This is a genomic window from Dyella jejuensis, assembly GCF_044904675.1.
Lineage (GTDB): Bacteria > Pseudomonadota > Gammaproteobacteria > Xanthomonadales > Rhodanobacteraceae > Dyella_B > Dyella_B jejuensis.
On sequence record NZ_JADIKJ010000001.1, the window covers coordinates 306,090 to 326,600 of the forward strand.

Annotated in this window: 20 protein-coding genes; 6 read left to right on the plus strand and 14 right to left on the minus strand. The window is 64.2% G+C overall.

Annotation, left to right across the window (positions count from 1 at the left end):
- The first annotated feature begins 31 nt into the window (after positions 1–31).
- The 3 genes from ISP15_RS01225 to hutI all read left to right on the plus strand — a co-directional run bounded on the left by ISP15_RS01225 (position 32) and on the right by hutI (position 4,355).
- Complete coding sequence (locus ISP15_RS01225) at positions 32–1,594, plus strand: GNAT family N-acetyltransferase (RefSeq protein ID WP_404544171.1); 1,563 nt, start codon at positions 32–34, stop codon at positions 1,592–1,594.
- 71 nt (positions 1,595–1,665) lie between these two features.
- The gene (locus ISP15_RS01230) at positions 1,666–3,120 is read left to right on the plus strand and encodes a chloride channel protein (protein WP_404544174.1); all 1,455 of its coding nucleotides are present in this window, start codon (positions 1,666–1,668) and stop codon (positions 3,118–3,120) included.
- Positions 3,117–4,355 carry an imidazolonepropionase gene (hutI, locus tag ISP15_RS01235; RefSeq protein WP_404544176.1) on the plus strand — a complete coding sequence of 413 codons (1,239 nt, stop codon included), beginning with the start codon at positions 3,117–3,119 and terminating at the stop codon, positions 4,353–4,355. The genes ISP15_RS01230 and hutI overlap by 4 nt, the downstream gene beginning before the upstream one ends.
- A gap of 49 nt (positions 4,356–4,404) precedes the next feature.
- Here the strand turns inward: hutI and ISP15_RS01240 are convergent, their stop codons facing one another.
- From ISP15_RS01240 to gltX, 6 genes are all read right to left on the minus strand, one after another.
- On the minus strand, positions 4,405–4,569 hold the full coding sequence (locus tag ISP15_RS01240) for a 30S ribosomal protein THX (protein ID WP_404544178.1): 165 nt from the start codon (positions 4,567–4,569) through the stop codon (positions 4,405–4,407).
- A gap of 81 nt (positions 4,570–4,650) precedes the next feature.
- Complete coding sequence (locus ISP15_RS01245) at positions 4,651–5,592, minus strand: cation diffusion facilitator family transporter (protein WP_404544181.1); 942 nt, start codon at positions 5,590–5,592, stop codon at positions 4,651–4,653.
- Positions 5,593–5,648: 56 nt separating this feature from the next.
- Positions 5,649–6,083, minus strand: coding sequence for a MerC domain-containing protein (locus ISP15_RS01250; protein WP_404544183.1), 435 nt, complete (start codon positions 6,081–6,083; stop codon positions 5,649–5,651).
- Positions 6,084–6,209: 126 nt separating this feature from the next.
- Complete coding sequence (locus tag ISP15_RS01255) at positions 6,210–6,725, minus strand: transcriptional repressor (protein WP_404544185.1); 516 nt, start codon at positions 6,723–6,725, stop codon at positions 6,210–6,212.
- Between the two features lie 10 nt (positions 6,726–6,735).
- Positions 6,736–7,005 (minus strand): hypothetical protein, encoded by a 270-nt coding sequence (locus ISP15_RS01260; protein ID WP_404544187.1) that lies wholly within the window; start codon positions 7,003–7,005, stop codon positions 6,736–6,738.
- 81 nt (positions 7,006–7,086) lie between these two features.
- Positions 7,087–8,487 carry a glutamate--tRNA ligase gene (gene gltX, locus ISP15_RS01265; RefSeq protein WP_404544189.1) on the minus strand — a complete coding sequence of 467 codons (1,401 nt, stop codon included), beginning with the start codon at positions 8,485–8,487 and terminating at the stop codon, positions 7,087–7,089.
- A gap of 377 nt (positions 8,488–8,864) precedes the next feature.
- On the opposite strand from gltX, the gene ISP15_RS01270 reads away from it, so the two are divergent.
- Together ISP15_RS01270 and ISP15_RS01275 are read left to right on the plus strand one after the other, a co-directional pair.
- Positions 8,865–10,022 (plus strand): glycosyltransferase family 4 protein, encoded by a 1,158-nt coding sequence (locus ISP15_RS01270; RefSeq protein ID WP_404544193.1) that lies wholly within the window; start codon positions 8,865–8,867, stop codon positions 10,020–10,022.
- Complete coding sequence (locus ISP15_RS01275; RefSeq protein ID WP_404544195.1) at positions 9,994–10,566, plus strand: phosphatase PAP2 family protein; 573 nt, start codon at positions 9,994–9,996, stop codon at positions 10,564–10,566. Before ISP15_RS01270 ends, ISP15_RS01275 begins: the two co-directional genes overlap by 29 nt.
- A 373-nt stretch (positions 10,567–10,939) precedes the next feature.
- Here the strand turns inward: ISP15_RS01275 and accD are convergent, their stop codons facing one another.
- The 3 genes from accD to trpB all read right to left on the minus strand — a co-directional run bounded on the left by accD (position 10,940) and on the right by trpB (position 14,033).
- Complete coding sequence (gene accD / locus ISP15_RS01280; protein WP_404544198.1) at positions 10,940–11,809, minus strand: acetyl-CoA carboxylase, carboxyltransferase subunit beta; 870 nt, start codon at positions 11,807–11,809, stop codon at positions 10,940–10,942.
- Positions 11,810–12,024: 215 nt separating this feature from the next.
- Entirely contained in the window at positions 12,025–12,825 is an 801-nt protein-coding gene (trpA, locus tag ISP15_RS01285; RefSeq protein WP_404544201.1) for a tryptophan synthase subunit alpha, read from the minus strand.
- Positions 12,822–14,033 (minus strand): tryptophan synthase subunit beta, encoded by a 1,212-nt coding sequence (gene trpB / locus ISP15_RS01290; protein WP_404544203.1) that lies wholly within the window; start codon positions 14,031–14,033, stop codon positions 12,822–12,824. Before trpB ends, trpA begins: the two co-directional genes overlap by 4 nt.
- A 120-nt stretch (positions 14,034–14,153) precedes the next feature.
- On the opposite strand from trpB, the gene ISP15_RS01295 reads away from it, so the two are divergent.
- Positions 14,154–15,053: a LysR family transcriptional regulator gene (locus ISP15_RS01295; RefSeq protein ID WP_404544363.1), complete on the plus strand. Its 900-nt coding sequence runs from the start codon at positions 14,154–14,156 to the stop codon at positions 15,051–15,053.
- 110 nt (positions 15,054–15,163) lie between these two features.
- Here the strand turns inward: ISP15_RS01295 and ISP15_RS01300 are convergent, their stop codons facing one another.
- From ISP15_RS01300 to ISP15_RS01320, 5 genes are all read right to left on the minus strand, one after another.
- Positions 15,164–15,781: a phosphoribosylanthranilate isomerase gene (locus tag ISP15_RS01300; RefSeq protein WP_404544205.1), complete on the minus strand. Its 618-nt coding sequence runs from the start codon at positions 15,779–15,781 to the stop codon at positions 15,164–15,166.
- Positions 15,778–16,545: a tRNA pseudouridine(38-40) synthase TruA gene (gene truA, locus ISP15_RS01305; protein ID WP_404544208.1), complete on the minus strand. Its 768-nt coding sequence runs from the start codon at positions 16,543–16,545 to the stop codon at positions 15,778–15,780. The genes ISP15_RS01300 and truA overlap by 4 nt, the downstream gene beginning before the upstream one ends.
- Positions 16,546–16,708: 163 nt before the next feature.
- Entirely contained in the window at positions 16,709–19,012 is a 2,304-nt protein-coding gene (locus ISP15_RS01310) for a FimV/HubP family polar landmark protein (RefSeq protein WP_404544210.1), read from the minus strand.
- Between the two features lie 168 nt (positions 19,013–19,180).
- Entirely contained in the window at positions 19,181–19,471 is a 291-nt protein-coding gene (locus ISP15_RS01315) for a hypothetical protein (protein WP_404544212.1), read from the minus strand.
- Positions 19,471–20,499, minus strand: a complete 1,029-nt coding sequence (locus tag ISP15_RS01320; protein WP_404544214.1) for an aspartate-semialdehyde dehydrogenase — start codon at positions 20,497–20,499, stop codon at positions 19,471–19,473. Before ISP15_RS01320 ends, ISP15_RS01315 begins: the two co-directional genes overlap by 1 nt.
- Positions 20,500–20,511 lie beyond the last annotated feature (12 nt).

Consider the following 20,511-nt stretch of genomic DNA (forward strand, 5'->3'; position numbering starts at 1 on the left):
GCTTCACCCTGCTTACGGAAGGATGAAAAATATGGCCAGGAAACATGAAAACACGCCCAAGCTGACCTTGCGCCAGGCGCTTCCGTCCGACGTGCCGGCGCTGGTTGACCTCACTGCCCGTATCTACACGCCCGAATGGGGCCATTCGGCGGAAATGCTGCGTTCCCAGCAGACGCATTTTCCCGAAGGCCAGTTCGTGGTCGAGTACGAAGGCAACATCGTGGGCTACTGCGCCACGTTCCGCATCGATGAAGCATTGGCGCTCAAGCCGCATACCTGGATGCAGATTACGGGCGGCGGCATGGCTTCGCGCCACAATCCGGACGGCAACTGGCTATATGGCATGGAAGTGGTGGTGCATCCGGATTATCGCGGCATGCGCATCGGCCAACGCCTGTATCAGGCGCGCAAGCGGCTATGCATCGACCTGAAGCTGCGCGGCATCACCTTCGGCGGGCGCATGCCGGGACTGGCGCGCAACATCCAGCGCTATGGCAGCGCAGAAGCTTACGTGCAGGCAGTGGCCGAGGGACGCCGCCGCGATCCCACGCTCAGCTTCCAGCTGGCGAACGATTTCGAGATCGTCGGATTGCTGCGCGCATACGTACCCACCGACTACGAGTCGCACGGCTACGCCGCACACCTGGTGTGGCGCAACCCCGCCCTGCTCAACCAGCCGGATATCCCGGTGGTGAAGTCGCCGCAGCACATGCCCGACTCGGTGCGCGTGGCGACGGTGCAATACCAGCAACGGCGCATCGGGTCGTTCGCGGAATTCGCTACGCACGTCGAATATTTCACCGATATCGCCGCCGACTACAACGCGGATTTCGTGACGTTTCCCGAATTGATCACGCTGCAATTGCTGTCGATCGAGAATGAGGAATTGTCGCCGGTCGAAACCATTCGCAAGCTGAGCCACTACACGCCACAGGTGAAAGAACTTTTCAGCCGGCTGGCGGTGCACTACAACATCAATATCGTCGGCGGCTCGCATCCGACGGAGCAGCCGAACGGCGACATCCATAATGTGTGCTACGTCTGCCTGCGCGATGGATCGATCCACGAGCGCGAGAAATTGCACCCCACGCCGAGCGAGCGCGTGGTCTGGAGCATCACCGGCGGCGACAGCGCGGCCACGATCCAGACCGACTGCGGCCCGATCGGGGTGATGATCTGCTACGACTCGGAATTTCCCGAAGTGGCCAAGCACCTGGTGGACCAGGGTGCGCTGATCCTGTTCGTACCCTTTTGCACCGACGTGCGCGAAGGCTACCTGCGGGTGCGCTACTGCTCGCAGGCGCGCGCGATCGAGAACCAGTGCTACGTGGTGCTGTCGGGCAACGTGGGCAACCTTCCGGGCGTGAATAATTTCGACATCCAATACGGCCAGAGCTGCATTCTCACGCCCAGCGACTTTCCCTTCGCACGCGACGGCATCGCCGCCGACTCCACGCCGAATATCGAAACGGTACTGTTTGCCGATTTACGCCTGGAAAGCCTGGCCCGGGCGCGCAATGCCGGCGCGGTGCAGAACTTGAAAGACCGCCGCTACGACCTGTATGAAACCCGATGGCTGACCCGGCCGCGATGATGGCCGCCTTTGCTCCCGGGAAGGAAGCAACAAGCTGCATCTGACATAATCCGCGGATGCCCGATACCCCGATGCCGCCCCATAAAGCCTCCAACCCGCGGCTGCGCGCCGTGCTGGGTCATGAGTTCTTCGCCCCGTATCAGTGGAAACGACGCATTGCGTTGTGGAGCGGGGCCATCCTGGTGGCGCTCGCCGCGATCCTGTTCGCCAAGACCAGCGACTGGGCCTATGCCTTGTTCGAGCGGATCGTGGCGCACGGCATCTGGATTCCGCTGATCCTCACGCCGGTGGTGTTCGGCCTGTTGTCATGGATCACCGAGGGACGCCTGCGCGCGGCACGCGGCAGCGGTATTCCGCAAGTGATCGCGACCATCCATATCGATGACGAAGGTTTTCGCTCGCGCATGCTGGCCTTGCCGATCGCCGCCAGCAAGATGGTGCTGACCCTGCTGGCGCTGATGGTCGGCGCGTCCATTGGCCGCGAGGGTCCGACCGTGCACGTAGGCGCGGGACTGATGCATTGGCTGGGCAGGCGTTTGGGGTTTTCCGATCCCAAGGCGCTGTCGCGCTTCATCCTTGCCGGCGGCGCGGCCGGCATCGCCGCGGCCTTCAATACGCCGCTGGCGGGTGTGGTGTTCGCGATCGAGGAACTGGCCGGCACCTTCGAGCACCGCTTCAGCGGCTTGCTGCTTACGGCGGTGTTCGTCGGTGGCGTGGTCTCGCTGGGCATCACTGGCAACTACGCCTATTTCGGCACGGTGCAAGCCAGCCTGCCGCTGGGGCATGCGTGGCTGGCGGTGCTCGAATGCGGCATCGTCTGCGGCTTGCTTGGCGGCTTGTTCGCGCGCCTGATCTTGCTGAGCCGCACCGGGCCGTTGGCCGCCATCGGGCGGTTGCGCGATGCCAACCCGGTACTGTTTGCCGTCGGCTGCGGTTTCGCGCTGGCGGTGTTGGGCGTGTTGTCGCACAACGCCGTTTACGGCACCGGCTATGCGCAGGCGCGCGCTTTCGTGCAAGAGGCATCGATCACGCCGGGCCACAGTTTCGGCATCAGCAAGCTGCTGGCCAATGTGGTGTCTTACTGGGCTGGAATACCGGGCGGCATCTTCTCGCCAGCGTTGGCAGTGGGCGCGGGCCTGGGCCACAACATCGCCTATTTCCTGCCGCATGTGCCGGAAACCGCCGTGGTACTGCTGGGCATGAGCGCGTACCTGTCCGGCGTGACCGGCGCGCCGCTGACGTCCGCGGTGATCGCGATGGAACTGACCAACAACCAGGACATGGTGATTCCGATCATGGCCGCCTGCCTGCTGGCGCGCGCCGCCGCGTCGATCTTCTGCCCCACGCCGGTCTATAAGGATTTTGCCGAGCGCCTGATCCAGGACTTCGAGCTTCAGCAAGCCGCCCGCACCGAAGCCGCGCAACCAAGCACCACGCCTGCGCCTGCCGAACAGATCGGCCCGACCAGCACCTATGGCGAACCGGTCGACCCCGACAACGCGCATACCGAAGAACCGAAGCGATGAACTGGGACTTGCTGCTGACGAACGCCTCGCTGGCGACGTTCGCCGGCGAGGCGAGCCACGGGCTGCTGACGGATGCCGCCGTGGCCTGCCAGGATGGACGCATCGCATGGATCGGGCCGATGCGCGAGCTGCCGCGGGCATCGGCGGCGACTGCGCTGGAGGTCCATGACCTTGCCGGTGCGCTGGTTACGCCAGGGCTGATCGACTGTCACACGCATCTGGTCTTCGGTGGCGATCGGGCGCAGGAATTCGATTTGCGCCTCAACGGCGCCAGCTACGAAGCGATCGCGCGCGCCGGTGGCGGCATCGTTTCCACCGTGCGCGCGACCCGCGGCGCGAGCGAAGACGAACTGTTCGCGCAATCGCTGCCACGCGCCCGCGCCTTGCTGGCCGATGGCGTCACCACGCTGGAGATCAAATCCGGCTACGGCCTGGAGCTGGAAACGGAGCGGCGCATGTTGCGCGTGGCACGCCGCCTTGGCCAGGCGCTGGGCATCCATGTACAGACCAGCTTCCTCGGCCTGCACGCGCTGCCGCCGGAATACAAGGATCGGCGCGATGAGTACGTCGCGCTGGTCTGCCACGAATTGCTTCCGGCGCTGGCCGACGAAGGCCTGGTCGACGCGGTCGACGCATTCTGCGAAGGCATCGGATTCACCCGCGCCGAAACGCAGCGTGTATTCGAACATGCGCGGCAGCTCGGCTTGCGCGTGAAATTGCACGCCGAGCAATTGTCCGATCGGGACGGTGCCGCGCTGGTGGCCGAGTTCGACGGACTTTCCGCCGACCATCTCGAATACCTGAGCGATTCCGGCCTGCAGGCCATGGCGCGCGCAGGCACGGTAGCCGTGCTGTTGCCAGGTGCCTTCTATGCCTTGCGCGAGAGCAAGCTGCCTCCCGTGGAGGCCTTGCGCTCGCACCGCATTCCCATCGCCATCGCCACCGATTGCAATCCGGGAACGTCACCGCTGCTTTCGCTGCGCCTGGCGGCGAACATGGCCTGCACGATGTTCCGCCTCACGCCGGAAGAAGCATTGCGCGGGGTCACCGTCCATGCCGCGCGCGCGCTGGGCCTGCCCGACCGTGGCACGCTGGCGGTCGGCAAGCGCGCCGACCTGGTCGCCTGGAACGCCAGGCAACCGGCCGAACTGTGCTATTGGATCGGCGGCGGACTGGTGCGGCAGGTATGGATCGGTGGCGTGGCTGCGACGCCACCGGTGCCGATCGCGCCATAAAAAAGCCCTCGGCTGGCGAGGGCTTTTCTTTTTTGGTGAGCAGGAATGCTCAGGCCGACTTCTTCTTCGGAGCAGCGGCTTTTTTCACGGCTGCCGGCTTGGTCACGGTCGCCTTGGCGCCGGCTACGGCGGGTTGCGCGCCGTGCGCGCGCGTGTTGCCGTAGCTGCCGCGATAGGTCTTGCCGCGACGGGTCTTGCGATCGCCCTTACCCATGGGAAACTCCTTGATTCTTAATACTGTTGACGGCCAATCATCCTAGCAGCGGGCCGCCAAAGCGCAAGCGGGCGGCCGGGTCTAGCCAGGATGCCGGGCGCTGCAACCCGGGCGACCGTCCGGACAATCGCCAGGATCGATCTGCACCGTGACGTGGCGGATGCCGAAACGATCCAGCAAGGTGCGATTCACGGCGGCCAGCGCGCGCGCGCTGTCGTTCGGGTCGTGCAGTTCCAGATGCAGGGTCGCCATGCGCGAGCCCGATGCCAGCTGCCATACATGCAGGTGATGCACATCGCGAATCGATGCATCCACATCGCGCAATATCCGCTCCACTTCGTCCGGATCCATGCCTTCGGGCACGCCTTCCAGCAGGATATGCGTGGACCTGCGCAACAGCTGCCAGGCGCTGCGCAATATCAGCAGCGAGACCAACAGCGATAACGCCGGGTCCGCCCAGTTCCAGCCCATCCAGCGTACCGCCAGCGCGGCGAGTATGGCGCCCACGGAACCCAGCAGGTCACCCAGCACATGCAGGCTGGCCGCGCCGATGTTGACGTCGTCATGCGCGTGGCCGTGCAGGCTGCGCAGCACGATCAGGTTGACCAGCAACCCCGCCACCGCCACGCCAAGCATTACCCCGGAAAGAATCTCCACCGGCTTGAAAAAACGCTCGATAGCTTCGTAGGCAATGAACCCCACCAGCACGAACTGGGTCAACGCATTGACGAAACCGGCCAGCACTTCCATGCGTCCGTAGCCGTAGGTGCGCCGGGCGTCGGCAGGCCGCCGCGCCATCCGCGCGGCAAACAGCGCCAACATCAATGCGGCCGCGTCCACCAGCATATGACCGGCGTCGGCCAGCAGCGCCAGCGAGCCGGACCACCAGCCGCCCCCGACTTCGACCAGCATCATGCAAGCGGTAAGCGCAAAGGCGACCCACAGCTTGCGCTCGCGGCCGGCCGCTTCCGTCGCATGGGAATGATCGTGATGATCGCAGGCGTGGGTATGCACGTGGTTCATCTGGCAATGCTAGAAACCGCTGCCGCCGTTACACAATCACCGCCTAGGGATGCGATTCATCCATGGGCGCAATGCGCGCCATGCACGTGGCCGTATTGGCGATCGAAGCGGAGATTGACGAAGTGGGCGCTGGCGACCAGGAAACCACCGCAAGTCACCAGCACGCTGTGCACGATGATCGAATAGCCTTCCGCGAAAGTAACGCCCATCACCAGTAGCGCAAGCCCGGGCAGCGCCAGCCGCAACGGCAACGAGCGATGATGGCGGCGATAGCCATTGACCAGGGCAAATAGCGCCAGCGCGCTCGCGAACAGCACGAAATCGCGCTCGAAGGCATGATCGGCAAGGAAGCTCAGGCCAAGCAAGGGAAGAATCGCCAGCACGAACGGCAATGCCGCGCAGTGGATGGCACACAGGAACGAAGCGGTGGCACCGATGCGGTCGGCGATGTTCCACCAGCGGAAGGTCGAGGGCGTTGGCGTGGAATCCATGGGGTGGGACTACACCATGCGGATTTCACCGGTGGGGCCGGTGATCGTTTTGATACAATATAACACCCCGGGAACGCGCGCAAGCTAACGCGATGGATCGCCGTGGACACGCAAGGCGAGATCGCTTCAGGCCTCGCGGCAATGCTTGCAGATGCCGTGTACTTCCAGGGTCTGCGCCTGCGGCCGAAAGCCGAACGCCTTGGCCTGCGCTTCGATCAATTCGGCGACACGCTCGTCGCACACTTCCTGCGCGCTCGAACACACGTCGCAGATCAGGAACGGCACCTGGTGCGCCTCGGCCGGGTGATGGCAGGAGACGAACGCATTGATCGATTCCAGCTTGTGGATGAAACCGTGCTCGAGCAGGAAGTCGAGCGCGCGATAGACCGTGGGCGGCGCGGCATTGCCATGGCGCTCGCGCAGATGATCGAGCAGATCATAGGCCTTTACCGGCTTGCCGGCGGCGGCGATCAGTTCCAGCACTTCCTTGCGCAACGGGGTAAGGCGCAAGCCGCGCTGCTCGCTGGCGTGCTCCACCGCGGCCACGAACTCCGTGGGACTTCCGTGATGCTCGTGGTGTGCGTGCGCGTGCGCTTTGATGGACGGACTGTTGCTCAACGGGTTCACCTCGCCGCCGATCATACACCGGCCGTCAACGCGGCAACGGCGGCGGCTTGGCCGACCTGGGCATGAGCAGCACGACCACCCACCCGATTGGCCCCAGCACCAGCGCCCAGACCAATCCCGCCAGCACGCGCCCTCGCCACCAGCCCAGCAGCACGCCTACCACGATGAACACCAGGTTCCACCAGAACAATGCCGTCCAGGGAATCATGCCCATCAGGTTGATGAGCACATGCAGGAAAGCACCGGGCGCATCCATGTCGACGCCCTGGGTTGCCTTGGCCAGCAGTTCGTCCATTTGTGTCGGAGGATGAAATGGAATGGGAGCCTGGAGGTTAAGGCCTGGCACCCGGATTAACTATCCCCGCCGTCCGTCCACCTATTTTTGCGCCAGCGCGATGGCGTGGTCGATGCGCTCAAGCGCCGCCTTTCGGCCAGTCAGGTAGATGGTGTGGTCGATCGAGGGCGAGACCTGGGTGCCAGTCATCGCCACGCGCAGCGGCTGGGCGATCTTGCCCATGCCCAGCTCGAGCGCGGTGGAAACTTGCTCGATCACCTGATGGATCGGCTCGGGCCGCCATTCGCAGTCGGCGAGCCGTTCGCGCGCGGATTCCAGCACCTTCAAGGCGCTGTCATTCTTCAGGTGCTTGGCGATGGCCTTGTCATCCCATTCGGTAATCGGGCCGTACCAGATCTTCGCGCGCTCGGCCATTTCCTTCAGCGTGTGCACGCGATCGCGCAGGGCCACGATCACGTCGGCCGGCGCGGGGCCGCCGCTGGCGTCGATGCCGGCGCGCGCGAGGTGCCAGGCCAATTCGGGCGCCAGCGCCTGCGGATCGTCGCTCTTGAGGTAATGCTGGTTGAGCCATTCCAGCTTTTCGGTATCGAAACGCGAGGCGGCCTTGTTGACGTCGCTGACGTCGAACAGCTTGATCATCTCCTCGCGCGAGAAGATTTCCTGGTCGCCATGCGACCAGCCAAGGCGTACCAGATAGTTGAGGATCGCATGCGGCAGGAAGCCGTTCTCGCGATACTCCATCACGCTCACCGAATTGGTGCGCTTGGAAAGCTTCTTGCCCTCCTTGTCCAGGATCATCGGCAAGTGCGCGAACTCCGGCACCTTCGCGCCGAGCGCCTGATAGATGTTGATCTGGCGTGGCGTGTTGTTGACGTGGTCGTCGCCGCGGATCACCTCGGTGATGCCCATGTCGATATCGTCGACCACCACGGCGAAGTTATAGGTCGGCCAGCCGTCGGAACGGAAGATCACCAGGTCATCCAGTTCGGTATTGGCCCATTCCACCCTGCCCTTGACCTTGTCCTCGAACACTACTGCGCCTTGCAGCGGGTTCTTGAAGCGGATCACGCGATTGGGATCGTCGCGAAACGGCTCGTTGCGGTCGCGGTAGTAGCCGTTGTAGCGGGGCTTTTCACCACGCGCCATCGCCGCCTCGCGCATGGCCTCGATCTCTTCCTTGGATTCGTAGGCGTAATAGGCCTTGCCAGCGGCCAGCAGTTCGTCCGCGACCTGCTTGTAGCGCGCCAGCCGATGCGTCTGGTAGATCGGCGCCTGGTCGGCGCTCAAGTCCAGCCACTGCATGGCGTCAAGGATGGCCTGCACCGCTTCGTCGGTGGAGCGCTCGCGGTCGGTATCTTCGATGCGCAACAGGAATTCGCCACCGCGGCGACGAGCTTCCAGCCAGCAATACAGCGCGGTGCGCGCTCCACCGATATGCAGAAAACCAGTGGGGCTGGGGGCGAAGCGGGTACGGACGGTCATGGCGCGGGAAGGTCGGCGGGAAACGCGAAATTTTACCCGATCACGAGGCGTTGCTCCCTATCCTGCCCTGAGAGGGCGTATTTGATCGCGCCCGTTTTATTTCACCTGCACCTGATCGCCTTCGACAACGGCGGATCGAACGCAACGCGGCTGGCATCGCCCAGCGCCCATTGCAGATGGGCGTGTCGGGCGGCAGGTTCACGGTGGCCTCGGTCTGGTCGCCCGGCAGGGGATGGTTGTTCATCCTTCGGAACAGGCTGGCCTGCCGCGAGCATCTTCCCGCGTTCGGTCATGCCGGTAACCGCAATGTCACCTGCCCGCCATCCCCACGAAACGCCGCCAGCGCAAGCTATCGCCGTACAAGACGAGGATGCGCCATGCGTATCGGCATCATCAGTGAGACGTATCCGCCGGAGATCAACGGAGTCGCGCTCACCGTGCATGGCCTGGCGACCGGACTGGCCGCTCGCGGTCACGAGATCGACCTGATCCGTCCCCGCCAGGCTGTCCGCCATCCCGACGAACCCGGCATCGACGCACTGGAAACCCGCGGCGCGTCACTGCCACGTTATCCTGGCCTGCGTTTCGGCCTGCCTGCTTCGCGCACCTTGCGCAAGCGCTGGACCCGGCACCGCCCGGACGCCATCTACGTCGCCACCGAGGGGCCACTGGGCCGTTCGGCGGTGAAAACCGCAATGCGCCTGGGCATTCCGGTCGCCACCGGTTTCCACACCCGCTTCGACACCTATGCCAATCACTACGGCGTAGGTTTCCTGACGCCGGCAGTGCATGGCTACCTGCGCCGTTTCCATGGCCGCGCCAACATCACGCTGGTTCCTACCGACGCGCTGGCTGAAGAACTTTCCGCGATGGGTGTGGCCCATGCGCGCCTGCTGCGCCGCGCGGTGGATACGAAACTGTTCCAGGCGTCGAAGCGCGACCTGGCGCTGCGCGAAAGCTGGGGCGTGCAAGCCGACACCCCGGTTGTGCTCTACGTCGGCCGCATTGCGCCGGAGAAAAACCTGGAGCTGGCCGTGGACGCCTTCCGCGCCATCCAGCAAGTGGTGCCGAAGGCCCGTTATGTATGGGTCGGCGACGGTCCGGCGCGCGCAGCGCTGCAGCAGGCGCATGCTGATTTCATCTTTGCCGGCATGCAGCGCGAGGAAACACTGGCTGCGCATTACGCCAGCGCGGATCTGTTTCCGTTCCCGAGCCTGAGCGAGACCTTCGGCAACGTAATCCTGGAAGCATTGTCTTCCGGCCTGCCGGTGGTGGCGTACAACGAAGGCGCGGCGCGCGAGCACTTGATCGACGATCACAATGGCTTTCGCATTCCTTCTGGCGATGCGGGTGCCTTCATCGCGGCGACGGTCAAGCTGGCCAGCGACATCGGCTTGCTGCGCCAGATGAGCCGCGCCGCTACAGCCAGCGTCGAGCGGCTGTCGCCGGAGGCGGTGATCCGCGAATTCGAAACCCAACTGCGTGAGCTGGTCGAGGAGAACGGGCATGAGCACCCTGTCACCGCACCTGCCTGATCCGGTCGCGCTGCCGCGCCACGCTTTCGATCGGCGCATGTGCATCGCCGCCAATCGCTGGGGCGCGCGGCATGCAGTAGGACTGTTCTTCGGCGCGATCAGCCGCCTGGGGGACGGCATCTTCTGGTATGCATTGATGCTCACCCTGGCCTTGATCGATGGCCGGCGCGGCCTCGAAGCCGCCGCGCACATGGCCGCGACCGGCCTGGTCGCGTTGCTGCTGTATCGCCTGCTCAAGCGCTGGACCCGTCGCCCGCGTCCATTCCGTACTTGCCCCGGCGTGATCGCGCACGTACCGCCGCTGGACGAATTCAGCTTTCCATCGGGACACACCTTGCAGGCGGTGGGTTTCACCATGGTTGCGCTCGCGTGGTATCCGCTGCTCGCGCCGTTGCTGCTCACGTTCACGGCGCTGGTTGCAGCATCGCGCGTAATCCTGGGCCTGCATTATCCAAGCGATGTGCTGGCGGCGATCCTGGTCGGCAGCGGTCTGGGAGCGTTATCGCTATGGCTGGTGCATAGCGCCGCGTTGCTGATGGCTTGAGTTGATCATTTACTGCGCTGGTCAATCGATGATCACGCCGTACACGCATCCTTTGCGTTCAATGAGATAGCACATCTATCCACAAGCTCTACCGGATACTTTCCACAACCGCTGTGGACAACTGCGCGCAGGCCTTGCGCAAATATTCATCACCGCGTGCCAAGTGCTTGATCGCAAAGTTCGATAACCGGGTTGTCCACAGGCTTTTACGGCAAGCATCCACATCGGCTGTGGACAACATCGAGTGGTGCGCTTCTTTTGCATGACGGTCTTCCGGAAAAAACCAGGATGTAACAAGCAAGCACCGAGCTTCTGCTTTCCAAAAAAAATGCCGCCCGAAGGCGGCACCATGTTCAGCATCTGGATGCGGCGATCAGGCCGCGCGCGGCACCTTGCGCAAGATGCCAAGCACGTCGGCCAGCTTGTCGCGCATCTGGCGACGGTCGACGATCATGTCGATGGCGCCGTGCTCGAGCAGGAACTCCGAACGCTGGAAGCCTTCCGGCAGAGTCTCGCGCACGGTCTGTTCGATCACGCGCGGGCCGGCGAAACCGATCAGCGCTTTCGGTTCGGCAACGTTGATGTCGCCCAGCATGCCGAGGCTCGCCGATACGCCGCCGGTGGTCGGGTGGGTGAGGACACTGATGTACGGCACGCCTGCTTCGCGCAGGCGCGCCAGCGCAGCGGACGTCTTCGCCATCTGCATCAGCGAGAACAGCGCTTCCTGCATGCGCGCGCCGCCGGTAGCGGAAAAACAGACCAGCGCGCTGCGCTCGGCCAGCGCACGCTCGGCGGCGCGGGTGAATTTCTCGCCGACCACCGAGCCCATCGAGCCGCCCATGTAGGAGAACTCGAACGCCACCGCCATCAGCGGCTTGCCCTTGAGTGCGCCGCTCATCGCGATCAGCGCGTCTTTCTCGCCGGTGGACTTTTGCGCGGAAACGATGCGGTCGCGATATTTCTTCGAGTCGCGGAATTTCAGCGGATCGCTGGGCTCCATGCTGGCCCAATGTTCCTGCATGCTGCCTTCATCCAGGAACGCCAGCAAACGCTCGCGTGCGCCGATGGCGTGATGATGGCTGCACTTGGGGCAGACCATCAGGTTGCGCTCCAGCTCGGGCCGGTACAGCACGGCGCCGCAGCCCGCGCACTTCTCCCATACGCCCTCTGGCACCTTGCCCTTGCCGGCCGCGGAGCTCTGCGTCCGCTCGCGGGGTGCCATGATTTTCTGCAGCCAATTCATTGCATACGCCTCAATCTGGAAATCAGCACCATCCGCCCGCAGGCCGGCGCTACACGTTCCCTTCCTCCATGGAGACCGGTCCACAGAGATAAAGGGTGAGGATGACCCGGCCTCGATCACGCTCTTGGACCATCGAGGTCCGCGGCTATTCCTTAAGGGTCAGATTTTTTCAGCTCGCTGCACGCTCTTGTCCATCCTGAAAGAAGAGCGGGAAATCACGCCGCATCCAGTGCTGCGCGGATCGGATGAAGAAAGTCCCTCACCCGCGCCGCGATGTCCTGCGCCGTCGTGGCGCCATCCAATCGTTCGACCAGCGCGCTCCCGATCACCACCGCATCGGCAAAGCCCGCAATCGCCTTGGCGCTGTGTGCATCACGCACGCCGAAACCCACAGCCACCGGCGCTTGTGCGCAAGCCCGGATATCAGTCACGCGAGCGGCGATATCCTGCACGCTCAAGCGCCCTGCCCCGGTAATGCCGGCGAACGAGACATAGTACAGGAAACCTTCCGCGCGCTCGCACAACTGCGCCATACGGTCGGGTGCGGTAGTGGGGGCCGCGAGCAGGATCTGTCGCAGGCCCGCCGCGCGCAACGGTGCCAGCACGGCAGTTTCTTCCAGTGGGCAATCCACCAGCAACACGCCATCCACGCCAGCTGTCGCCGCTGCCTGCGCGAACGGCTGATAGCCATGGATTTCCACTGGATTGAGATATCCCATCAAAACGACCGGCGTGTCTTGGTCGCGCTCCCGGAACGCCTTGACCCAGGCCAGCACGTCGGACAATCCCACGCCCTTGGCAATGGCCCGCTCGCTGGCATGCTGGATCACTGGACCATCGGCCATCGGATCGGAAAACGGCACGCCCAGCTCGATCACATCGGCCCCCGCCTCTACCAGCGCATGCATCAACGCGACGCTGTGTTCGGGCGCAGGGTCGCCGGCGGTGACGAAGGGAATCAAGCCGGTGCGGCCGGCAGCGCGCAGCGCGGCAAAGCGACGGTCGATGCGATTCATACCTGCACTCCTTCGCGCGCGGCAATCGTGTGTACATCTTTATCGCCGCGGCCGGAGAGGTTGCATAGCACGATGCCGTCTTTCGGCAATTCGCGCGCCAGCTTGATCGCCTGCGCCACGGCGTGGCTGGATTCGAGCGCGGCCAGAATGCCTTCCGTGCGCGCCAGCAAGTGGAAAGCCTCCAGCGCTTCGTCATCGGTGACACCGACGTATTCGGCACGGCCGGCGTCTTTCAGGAAGGCGTGCTCGGGGCCGACGCCGGGATAATCGAGACCCGCCGACACGGAATGCGTCTCGGTGATCTGGCCGTTGTCGTCGCACAACACATAGGTGCGATTGCCATGCAGTACCCCGGGACGACCTGCCGCAAGCGATGCCGCGTGATGTCCGGTATCGATGCCTTCGCCGGCCGCTTCGGCGCCGACCATGCGCACCTCGCGATCGTTGAGGAACGCATGGAACAAACCAATCGCGTTCGAACCGCCGCCGACGCACGCGGTGAGCACGTCCGGCAGGCGTCCATAGTGCTGCAGCATCTGCGCACGCGCCTCGCGTCCGACTACCGCGTTGAAATCGCGCACCATCATCGGATACGGATGCGGACCGGCCACCGTACCGATGATGTAGAAGGTATCGGCCACGTTGGTGACCCAATCGCGCATCGCCTCGTTCAGCGCATCCTTGAGCGTCTTCGATCCGGAAGTAACCGGCACCACCTCGGCCCCGAGCAGCTTCATGCGATACACGTTGATCTTCTGCCGCTCGATATCGACGGCCCCCATGTACACCACGCACTTCAGGCCGAAGCGTGCCGCCACGGTCGCACTGGCGACGCCATGCTGGCCCGCGCCGGTCTCAGCAATGATGCGCGGCTTGCCCATGCGCCGGGCCACCAGCGCCTGGCCGATGGTGTTGTTGATCTTGTGCGCGCCGGTGTGGTTGAGGTCTTCGCGCTTGAGCAGGATGCGCGCGCCACCGGCATGCTTGGACAGGCGCTCGGCGTGGTAGATCGGGCTGGGGCGGCCCACGTAGTGGGTCAGGTCGCGGTCCAGCTCGGCCAGGAACGCCGGGTCCTCGCGCAAGCGCAGGTAAGCCTCGGTCAGTTCGGCCAGCGGCGCCATTAGCGTCTCGGCCACGTATTGCCCGCCAAAGTCACCGAAGCGCCCTTGAGCGTCGGGCCAGTTCTGGAAATCCTGGATCGTGGGCATAGTGCAAAATCCTGTGTAAATAACGGAAGCCACTGGGGAATGGCCGCGCAAAAGTAGCGCGAATGGAGTCAAGGAAAAAGCGATATCATGGCCGCCATCCGTCAGGAAAACTCACCAATCTTGAGCCGCGAGCTGCCCTCCCTGAATGCTCTTCGTGCCTTCGAAGCCACAGCCCGGTTGGGCAGTGTCGGCGGCGCGGCCAGGGAGCTACACGTAACCCACGGCGCCATCAGCCGACAGTTGCGCGTACTGGAAGACGAGCTTGGGTCGGCATTGTTCGTCCGCCAGGGCCGCGGCGTCATGCTCACCGCCACCGGCGAACAATTACGTGATCGCGTGGCCAGCGCCTTCGACCAATTACGTCACGGCTGGGCTGAGCTGCGGCGCGACCGTGATGGCAGTCCGTTCGTGCTCGGTTGCCCCAGCAGCCTGCTGGCACGCTGGGTGATTCCTCGTCTGGAGCGGCTCGAACACGATCTGCCGACGCTGAAGTTGCATTTATCGCCGGAGGAAGATCCGCTCGCACCGCGGCATGCCGAGCCGGATGCCGCCCTCGCCCTGACCCTGCCGCCCTGGCCGGCGGGTTGGCAAGTGCACGTACTGGCATCCGAACGGATCGGCCCGGTGGTCAGCCCGCGCTATGCGGGTCTGGCGCGTTTGCTGGAACGCGGCATTTCCGCCCTTGGTGAAGAGTCATTGCTGCATACGCAATCGCGCCCGCAAGCATGGCCAGCATGGGCAAACGCCTGCGGCATATCGCCGGCATCGCTGCATTACGGCCAAGGCTTCGCTCGGCTGTTCTACCTGCTTGAAGCGGCCGTAGCCGGCCTTGGCGTGGCGATCGCACCCGCGCCGCTGGTGCAGGACGATATCGCCAGCGGACGCCTGCTGGCGCCTTGGGGCTTCCGGCCAACCGATGCAAGCTGGATTCTGGCGACGCCCGGCCGTCGGAGCGATCATCGCATCGAGGCGATGGTTGCATGGTTGCGCAAGGAATTGGCGCGTGACGCGCAGCTATGAAAGTTATCCGCTACCGCGCGCCGCGTGCTTCATCTTTTTTTGCGGTACCGCTATTCGCGGAGAACGTATTTCGACGCATGCCGTGCGCTTGCGCCAGCAGGTAACTTCTTTTATTCCGCGCCGCGGACCGCAGCAATGAACTCGCGCACTTTAACGCGATCCTTGACGCCCGGCGCCGATTCGATACCGCTCGACACATCTACCGCCCATGGACGCGCGATGCGGATCGCGGCAGCGACGTTTGCGGAAGTCAGGCCGCCGGCCAGAATCAGGGGCTGCTTCATGCCGTGCGGCATCAGCGACCAATCGAAAGCCTTGCCGCTGCCACCGGCTTCTCCCAGGCCATGGCCGTCGAGCAGCAGTCCGGCCGCGTGCGGGTGGTCGCGCAATTGATAAAGCGCCGCAGCGCCCGCGCCCATGGCGATGGCTTTCAGGTAGGGATGGCCGAACTGCGCGCACCATTCATCGCTTTCCTCGCCGTGGAATTGCAGCAACGACGGACGGACCGTGTCGATGACGTCCTGCACGAAACTCGCTTCGTCATCCATGCATAACGCTACCGTGGTGACAAACGGCGGCAATGCGGCAACGATGGCGCTGGCCTGCAGCAGCGATACCTGCCGCTTGCTGCGCGCGGTCAATACGATGCCGATCGCATCGGCGCCGAGTTCGGCGGCAAGCACCGCGTCTTCAACGCGGGTCATGCCGCAGCATTTGATGCGAGTCATTCGCTCACCTCCACAGGCAGGCCCCAACGCGATTCGTAACGCGGGCCGATAAAGGTCAGGCCAGAGGCGGCGGCGGTAGGGCCGGCCACTTCGCGGCTGCATCCGGCCAGCAACGTGTTTATCCATTCCGTTGGTTGTTCACCGCGCCCCACGGGCAGTAGCGAACCGACGATATTGCGCACCATGTGATGCAGAAAGGCGTTCGCCTCGATCTCGATGATTACCTGCTCGCCTGCGCGCCGCACGCTTAGCGCCTTCACTTCGCGTCGCGCGTGCTTCGCCTGGCAGGAGATGGCGCGGAAGGCGCTGAAGTCGTGCTCGCCAAGCAGTACCTGCGCCGCCGCATGCATGCGCCCGGCATCCAGCGGCTGGCGTTCCCAGGTGACATACCGGGCATCCAGCGCGGGACGAACGGCGCGGTTGAGGATCGTATAGCGATAACGACGGCTGCGTGCAGAGAAGCGCGCGTGGAAGTCGTCGCTGACCGGTTGCGCCCATAACACCGCCACGCCTGTCGGCAGGTTCGAGCACGCGCCAAGTATCCAGCTGCGCAGGTCACGATGGATGCCGGTGTCAAAATGCACCACCTGGCAACGTCCATGCACGCCGGCATCGGTGCGGCCGGCACAAGTCACTTCGATCGGTGCGGCCGCGACGAATGACAGCGCTCGCTCGACACTGGCTTGCACGCTCGCACCATGGCTCAGCCGCTGCCAGCCGAGGAAGTCGGTGCCGTCGTATTCGATACCTAGAGCAATGCGCATGGACGTTCGGGAAGCGGTAAGGCGCATAAGGGTAGCAGGTGCCTTTTTCCCTGCCGCGGACGACCGCGAGAGCACGATTCCATCCGACTCCGTCCAAACGGCATCCGCAAATAAATCGGGCCGGCATAGGCCGGCCCGAAGAGGGTGTGCCAGGCGCTGGCGCTCAGTGCAGCTTGGCCAGCAGCGACTTGGCGACGTCCTTCTGGATCTGGGTACCTTCGTGCATCGCTTCCTCCAGCATGGCGCGCGCACCCTCGGGATCGCCCATGTCGAGGTAGGCACGCGCCAGGTCGAGCTTGGTATCGACCGGATCATCGTGCAGTTCGCCGAAATCATCGTGATCAACCTGATCGACGTGCGCGGCTGGCTGGGCTTCCGCCGGCTCGTCGAAATGCCAGGTCGAGGTTGGCTCTTCTTCCACGGCCTGCTTGGCGGCGGGCACCACACCAGCGGCAGCTTCGGCGTGGTGCGCCGGGGTCAGGTCGAAATCGAAATGGTATTCGCTCACCTTGGAAGGCAGCGGCGGCGGCGCGCTTTTGGCGGGAGCGGCCACTTCCGGCTCCACCGGTGCGGCGCCATAGCTGTCCAGGTCGAAATGATGCAACGGCGACTGCTCATCGTGCGTGGACGACGGAATCGCCGCCTGCGCGAACAGCGGATGCCCCGGCACCAGATCCTCGCCCATGTGCACCACATCCTGCCATTCCGGCTGGTCGGGATCGGTAATGTGCGCGTGCATGGCTTCCGCAGCCGCTTCGAAATGCTCCACGTCACGGCGGGTGTAATACAGGCTCACCAGTTCAAGGTGCAGGCCAATATCGTCCGGCTGTTCGGCGAGCTGGTCGAGCAGTTCGTCCTGGTCGGGGTCGGAACCGAGGCCCAGCGACTCGTCATCTACCGTGCCGAAGCGGTCGGCGAGCGATCCTCTTGGCGCAGTCGGCGACATTGCGTTGGCCGACTTGCCGCCTGACTTGCCGCGGCGCGCCAACAGGCCCAGCAGCAGCAGGACGATCACGGCACCGCCAGCCCCCCAGGCCCAGGTCTGCATGTACCAGGGCTGCTCGGCAGGTGCCGGTGCGGGCGCGCGATGCGGCGGACGGGCTACCGGCTTTGCCGGCGTCGTTTTCAATGGCGTAGTGACCACGGCAGCGTGCGCAGCGGTGGAACTGCTGGCCGGTGCCGCGGGTTTGGCAGCGGTCGATGCGGCCGCCAGTGCCGGTGCGGCGGGCGTCGTCTGCCGGGTGGAACCGGCGGCAGCCGGCTGTTCCGGTTTGGCGGCGGCTGGTGCGACTTTCGCAATGGGCGCTGCGGGCGTGCCGGGAACCGCCGGCGTGCCAGCCGCCTTGCGCGCTTCGGCCAGCTTCTTTTGCAGATCGGCGATCTCGTCGTCCTTGAGCGAAAGCAAGCGCTGGTTCTTGCTGTTGAGATCTTCGAGATCCTTCAACCGCGACTTCAACTCACCGCTTTGCTGCTGCAAGGAAGCGAGCGCTTCCTGGCTGCGCTGCAAGTCCTGACGGGCGCTGGCGCTGCTCCCGTTCTTGCCGTTGCCACCGCCGGCGGACTGCCCTTCGCTGCCCGGGGGAACCAGCGCGAGTTTGTCGGCATGGCTGTTGGCAGTCGGCGCCACCGATGCACCCGTACGTGTGCCACCGGCGGCGACCGCGATGGGCGCACTGGCCGTGCCGTTGCGCCAATCGCTGTTTTGCTGGCGTACCGCGGCCAGCGCGGCGGCGACGGAGGTGGATAATGCGTCATCGCGCGAAGGCACGCGCAGGATCGCGCCAGCCTTCAGCGCATTGATGTTGTCGCGATAGAAAGCATCCGGGTTGGCCGCTTTCAGGGCCATCATCATCTGATTGGTATCGACCCCAGCCGGCGCGGTTTCCGTTGCCACGTGGGACAAGGTGGCGCCCTTTTCCACCGGTCCGAACTGACCGCTCCTGGTCTCCGCCGCGGCATGGCGCACGGATGGCGCGGGACGGCCCGCAGCGGCCGTACCGGTTTGGCTTGCGGCAGCCGAAGTGCCGCCAGCTGCGGCTTGGCGGCGCTCAGGCGTACTGCTTACCGGCGCCTGCGCCTGCCTGCCCGGTGGATCGAGCAGGATGGCGAATTCGCGCAGGTTGCTGCCGCTGCTGCTGCTGACTTCCACCAGTAAGTCGAGATAGGGATCGTCCACCGCAACATTGCTGGTGATCCGGATCACCTTATGGCCGTTCTCATCCACCACGTTGAACTGCAGGGGGACGGTCGGACGCTCGCCACCCGCCTTGGCGAAGGCTTCGTTCAATGCCAATTGGGCGCTCAGGCTCTGCAGCTCCGCCCGGGTTGCCCGCGTGACCGGTATTTCTACCAGCAGCGGCTGTCCCAGCGCCGATTTGACCTGCACCTGGCCCAACTCCACCGCGGCTGCCTGAGTACTGCCTAGCGCAAGCGCTATCAGCATCGACAGCTTCAACGAACGATTCATCGCGTGCTCCCCCGAGACAACCCGGACGCTTTAAGTAAATGATCACCGCAGCTTGCGGCGACTTCCTCTTATAAGGCGTCACTTTAGTTAGATAAACGTCAATCAACAATACCAGAATGGGCCCTGGCCGCCTCCTGGGAGGCGATTTCCTGTCTCGCTTGACGGGCGTCAATGCCCGGCCGGCGGTTTCCCGGCAGCCTCCTGCGCGGCCTTCAGTTGCTCGCGCAATTGGGCAATGGTGTGATCTTGTTGCTGCAGGCGCTGCGCCGCTGCCTGGCTGGCCGACTCCTGTTGGCCTACGTCCTTCTGCAAGCGCTCGATTTCCGCTTGGTGCTGCGCCACGCGCTGGCTCAGCCTGGCCGCCGATTGCTGGCCGGCGCCTGCTGGCGGCGCCCCGGCCCAGAGGGTGGTCGACACCAGCACGCAGCAGCTCGCGAAAGTCAACGCAAGGCGTTGCATTACAGGTAATCCTCGATCAGCAATTCGGCAATCTGCACAGCGTTGAGCGCCGCGCCCTTGCGGATGTTGTCCGCCACGACCCACAAATCCAGGCCACGGTCGTGCGAAATATCTTCCCGGATGCGGCCTACGAAGACCGGATCTTGTCCCGCCGCGTCGCCAACCGGGGTGGGATAGCCGCCTGCCTTGCGCTCATCCTGAACGACGACGCCTGCGGCGCTTTCGAGCAGTTCGCGCGCCTGCCCGGCGCTGATCTTGTCGCGGGTTTCGATATGCACCGCCTCGGCATGACCGTAGAACACCGGTACGCGCACCGCGGTGGGGTTCACCTGGATGGATTCGTCTTCCAGGATCTTGCGCGTTTCCCACACCATCTTCATTTCTTCCTTGGTGTAGCCGTTGGCCTGGAAGTCATCGATGTGCGGGATCACGTTGAAGGCGATCTGCTTGGGAAACTTGCCCTTTTCGACTTCCTGGAAGTTGAGCAGCGCGGCGGTCTGCTTGCCCAGCTCCTCCATGCCCGAACGGCCGGCCCCGGACACCGATTGGTAGGTCGCCACGTTGATGCGCTCGATGCCCACCGCGCGATGGATCGGCGCCAGCGCCACCAGCATCTGCATGGTGGAGCAATTCGGGTTGGCGATGATGCCGCGCTGCGTGTATTGCGCGATAGCGTGCGGATTGACTTCGCTCACCACCAGCGGGATATCGTCCTGGTAGCGGAACTCCGAGGTATTGTCGATCACCACCGCACCCGCCTGCGCAGCACGCGGCGCATGCACGCGACTGACCGAACCGCCGGCCGAGAAGAAGGCGATATCCACCCCGCTGAAGTCGTAGTCGGCGAGGTTCTTCACGGTGATCTGTTTGCCGCCGAAGGACACCTGGTCGCCAGCCGAGCGTTCGCTCGCCAACGGGACCAGCTCGCTGACCGGAAAGTCGCGCTGGGCCAGGATGCCCAGCAGCGTCTCGCCGACGGCGCCGGTCGCGCCCACTATCGCTACCTTGTAACTGCTCTTCTTGCTCATCTGGGATCACTT

Coding starts and splice junctions, on each gene's coding strand:
- ISP15_RS01225 (WP_404544171.1), top strand. CDS start 32: ATGGCCAGGAAACATGAAAACACGCCCAAGCTGACCTTGCGCCAGGCG.
- ISP15_RS01230 (WP_404544174.1), top strand. CDS start 1,666: ATGCCGCCCCATAAAGCCTCCAACCCGCGGCTGCGCGCCGTGCTGGGT.
- hutI (WP_404544176.1), top strand. CDS start 3,117: ATGAACTGGGACTTGCTGCTGACGAACGCCTCGCTGGCGACGTTCGCC.
- ISP15_RS01240 (WP_404544178.1), bottom strand. CDS start 4,569: ATGGGTAAGGGCGATCGCAAGACCCGTCGCGGCAAGACCTATCGCGGC.
- ISP15_RS01245 (WP_404544181.1), bottom strand. CDS start 5,592: ATGAACCACGTGCATACCCACGCCTGCGATCATCACGATCATTCCCAT.
- ISP15_RS01250 (WP_404544183.1), bottom strand. CDS start 6,083: ATGGATTCCACGCCAACGCCCTCGACCTTCCGCTGGTGGAACATCGCC.
- ISP15_RS01255 (WP_404544185.1), bottom strand. CDS start 6,725: ATGATCGGCGGCGAGGTGAACCCGTTGAGCAACAGTCCGTCCATCAAA.
- ISP15_RS01260 (WP_404544187.1), bottom strand. CDS start 7,005: ATGGACGAACTGCTGGCCAAGGCAACCCAGGGCGTCGACATGGATGCG.
- gltX (WP_404544189.1), bottom strand. CDS start 8,487: ATGACCGTCCGTACCCGCTTCGCCCCCAGCCCCACTGGTTTTCTGCAT.
- ISP15_RS01270 (WP_404544193.1), top strand. CDS start 8,865: ATGCGTATCGGCATCATCAGTGAGACGTATCCGCCGGAGATCAACGGA.
- ISP15_RS01275 (WP_404544195.1), top strand. CDS start 9,994: ATGAGCACCCTGTCACCGCACCTGCCTGATCCGGTCGCGCTGCCGCGC.
- accD (WP_404544198.1), bottom strand. CDS start 11,809: ATGAATTGGCTGCAGAAAATCATGGCACCCCGCGAGCGGACGCAGAGC.
- trpA (WP_404544201.1), bottom strand. CDS start 12,825: ATGAATCGCATCGACCGTCGCTTTGCCGCGCTGCGCGCTGCCGGCCGC.
- trpB (WP_404544203.1), bottom strand. CDS start 14,033: ATGCCCACGATCCAGGATTTCCAGAACTGGCCCGACGCTCAAGGGCGC.
- ISP15_RS01300 (WP_404544205.1), bottom strand. CDS start 15,781: ATGACTCGCATCAAATGCTGCGGCATGACCCGCGTTGAAGACGCGGTG.
- truA (WP_404544208.1), bottom strand. CDS start 16,545: ATGCGCATTGCTCTAGGTATCGAATACGACGGCACCGACTTCCTCGGC.
- ISP15_RS01310 (WP_404544210.1), bottom strand. CDS start 19,012: ATGAATCGTTCGTTGAAGCTGTCGATGCTGATAGCGCTTGCGCTAGGC.
- ISP15_RS01315 (WP_404544212.1), bottom strand. CDS start 19,471: ATGCAACGCCTTGCGTTGACTTTCGCGAGCTGCTGCGTGCTGGTGTCG.
- ISP15_RS01320 (WP_404544214.1), bottom strand. CDS start 20,499: ATGAGCAAGAAGAGCAGTTACAAGGTAGCGATAGTGGGCGCGACCGGC.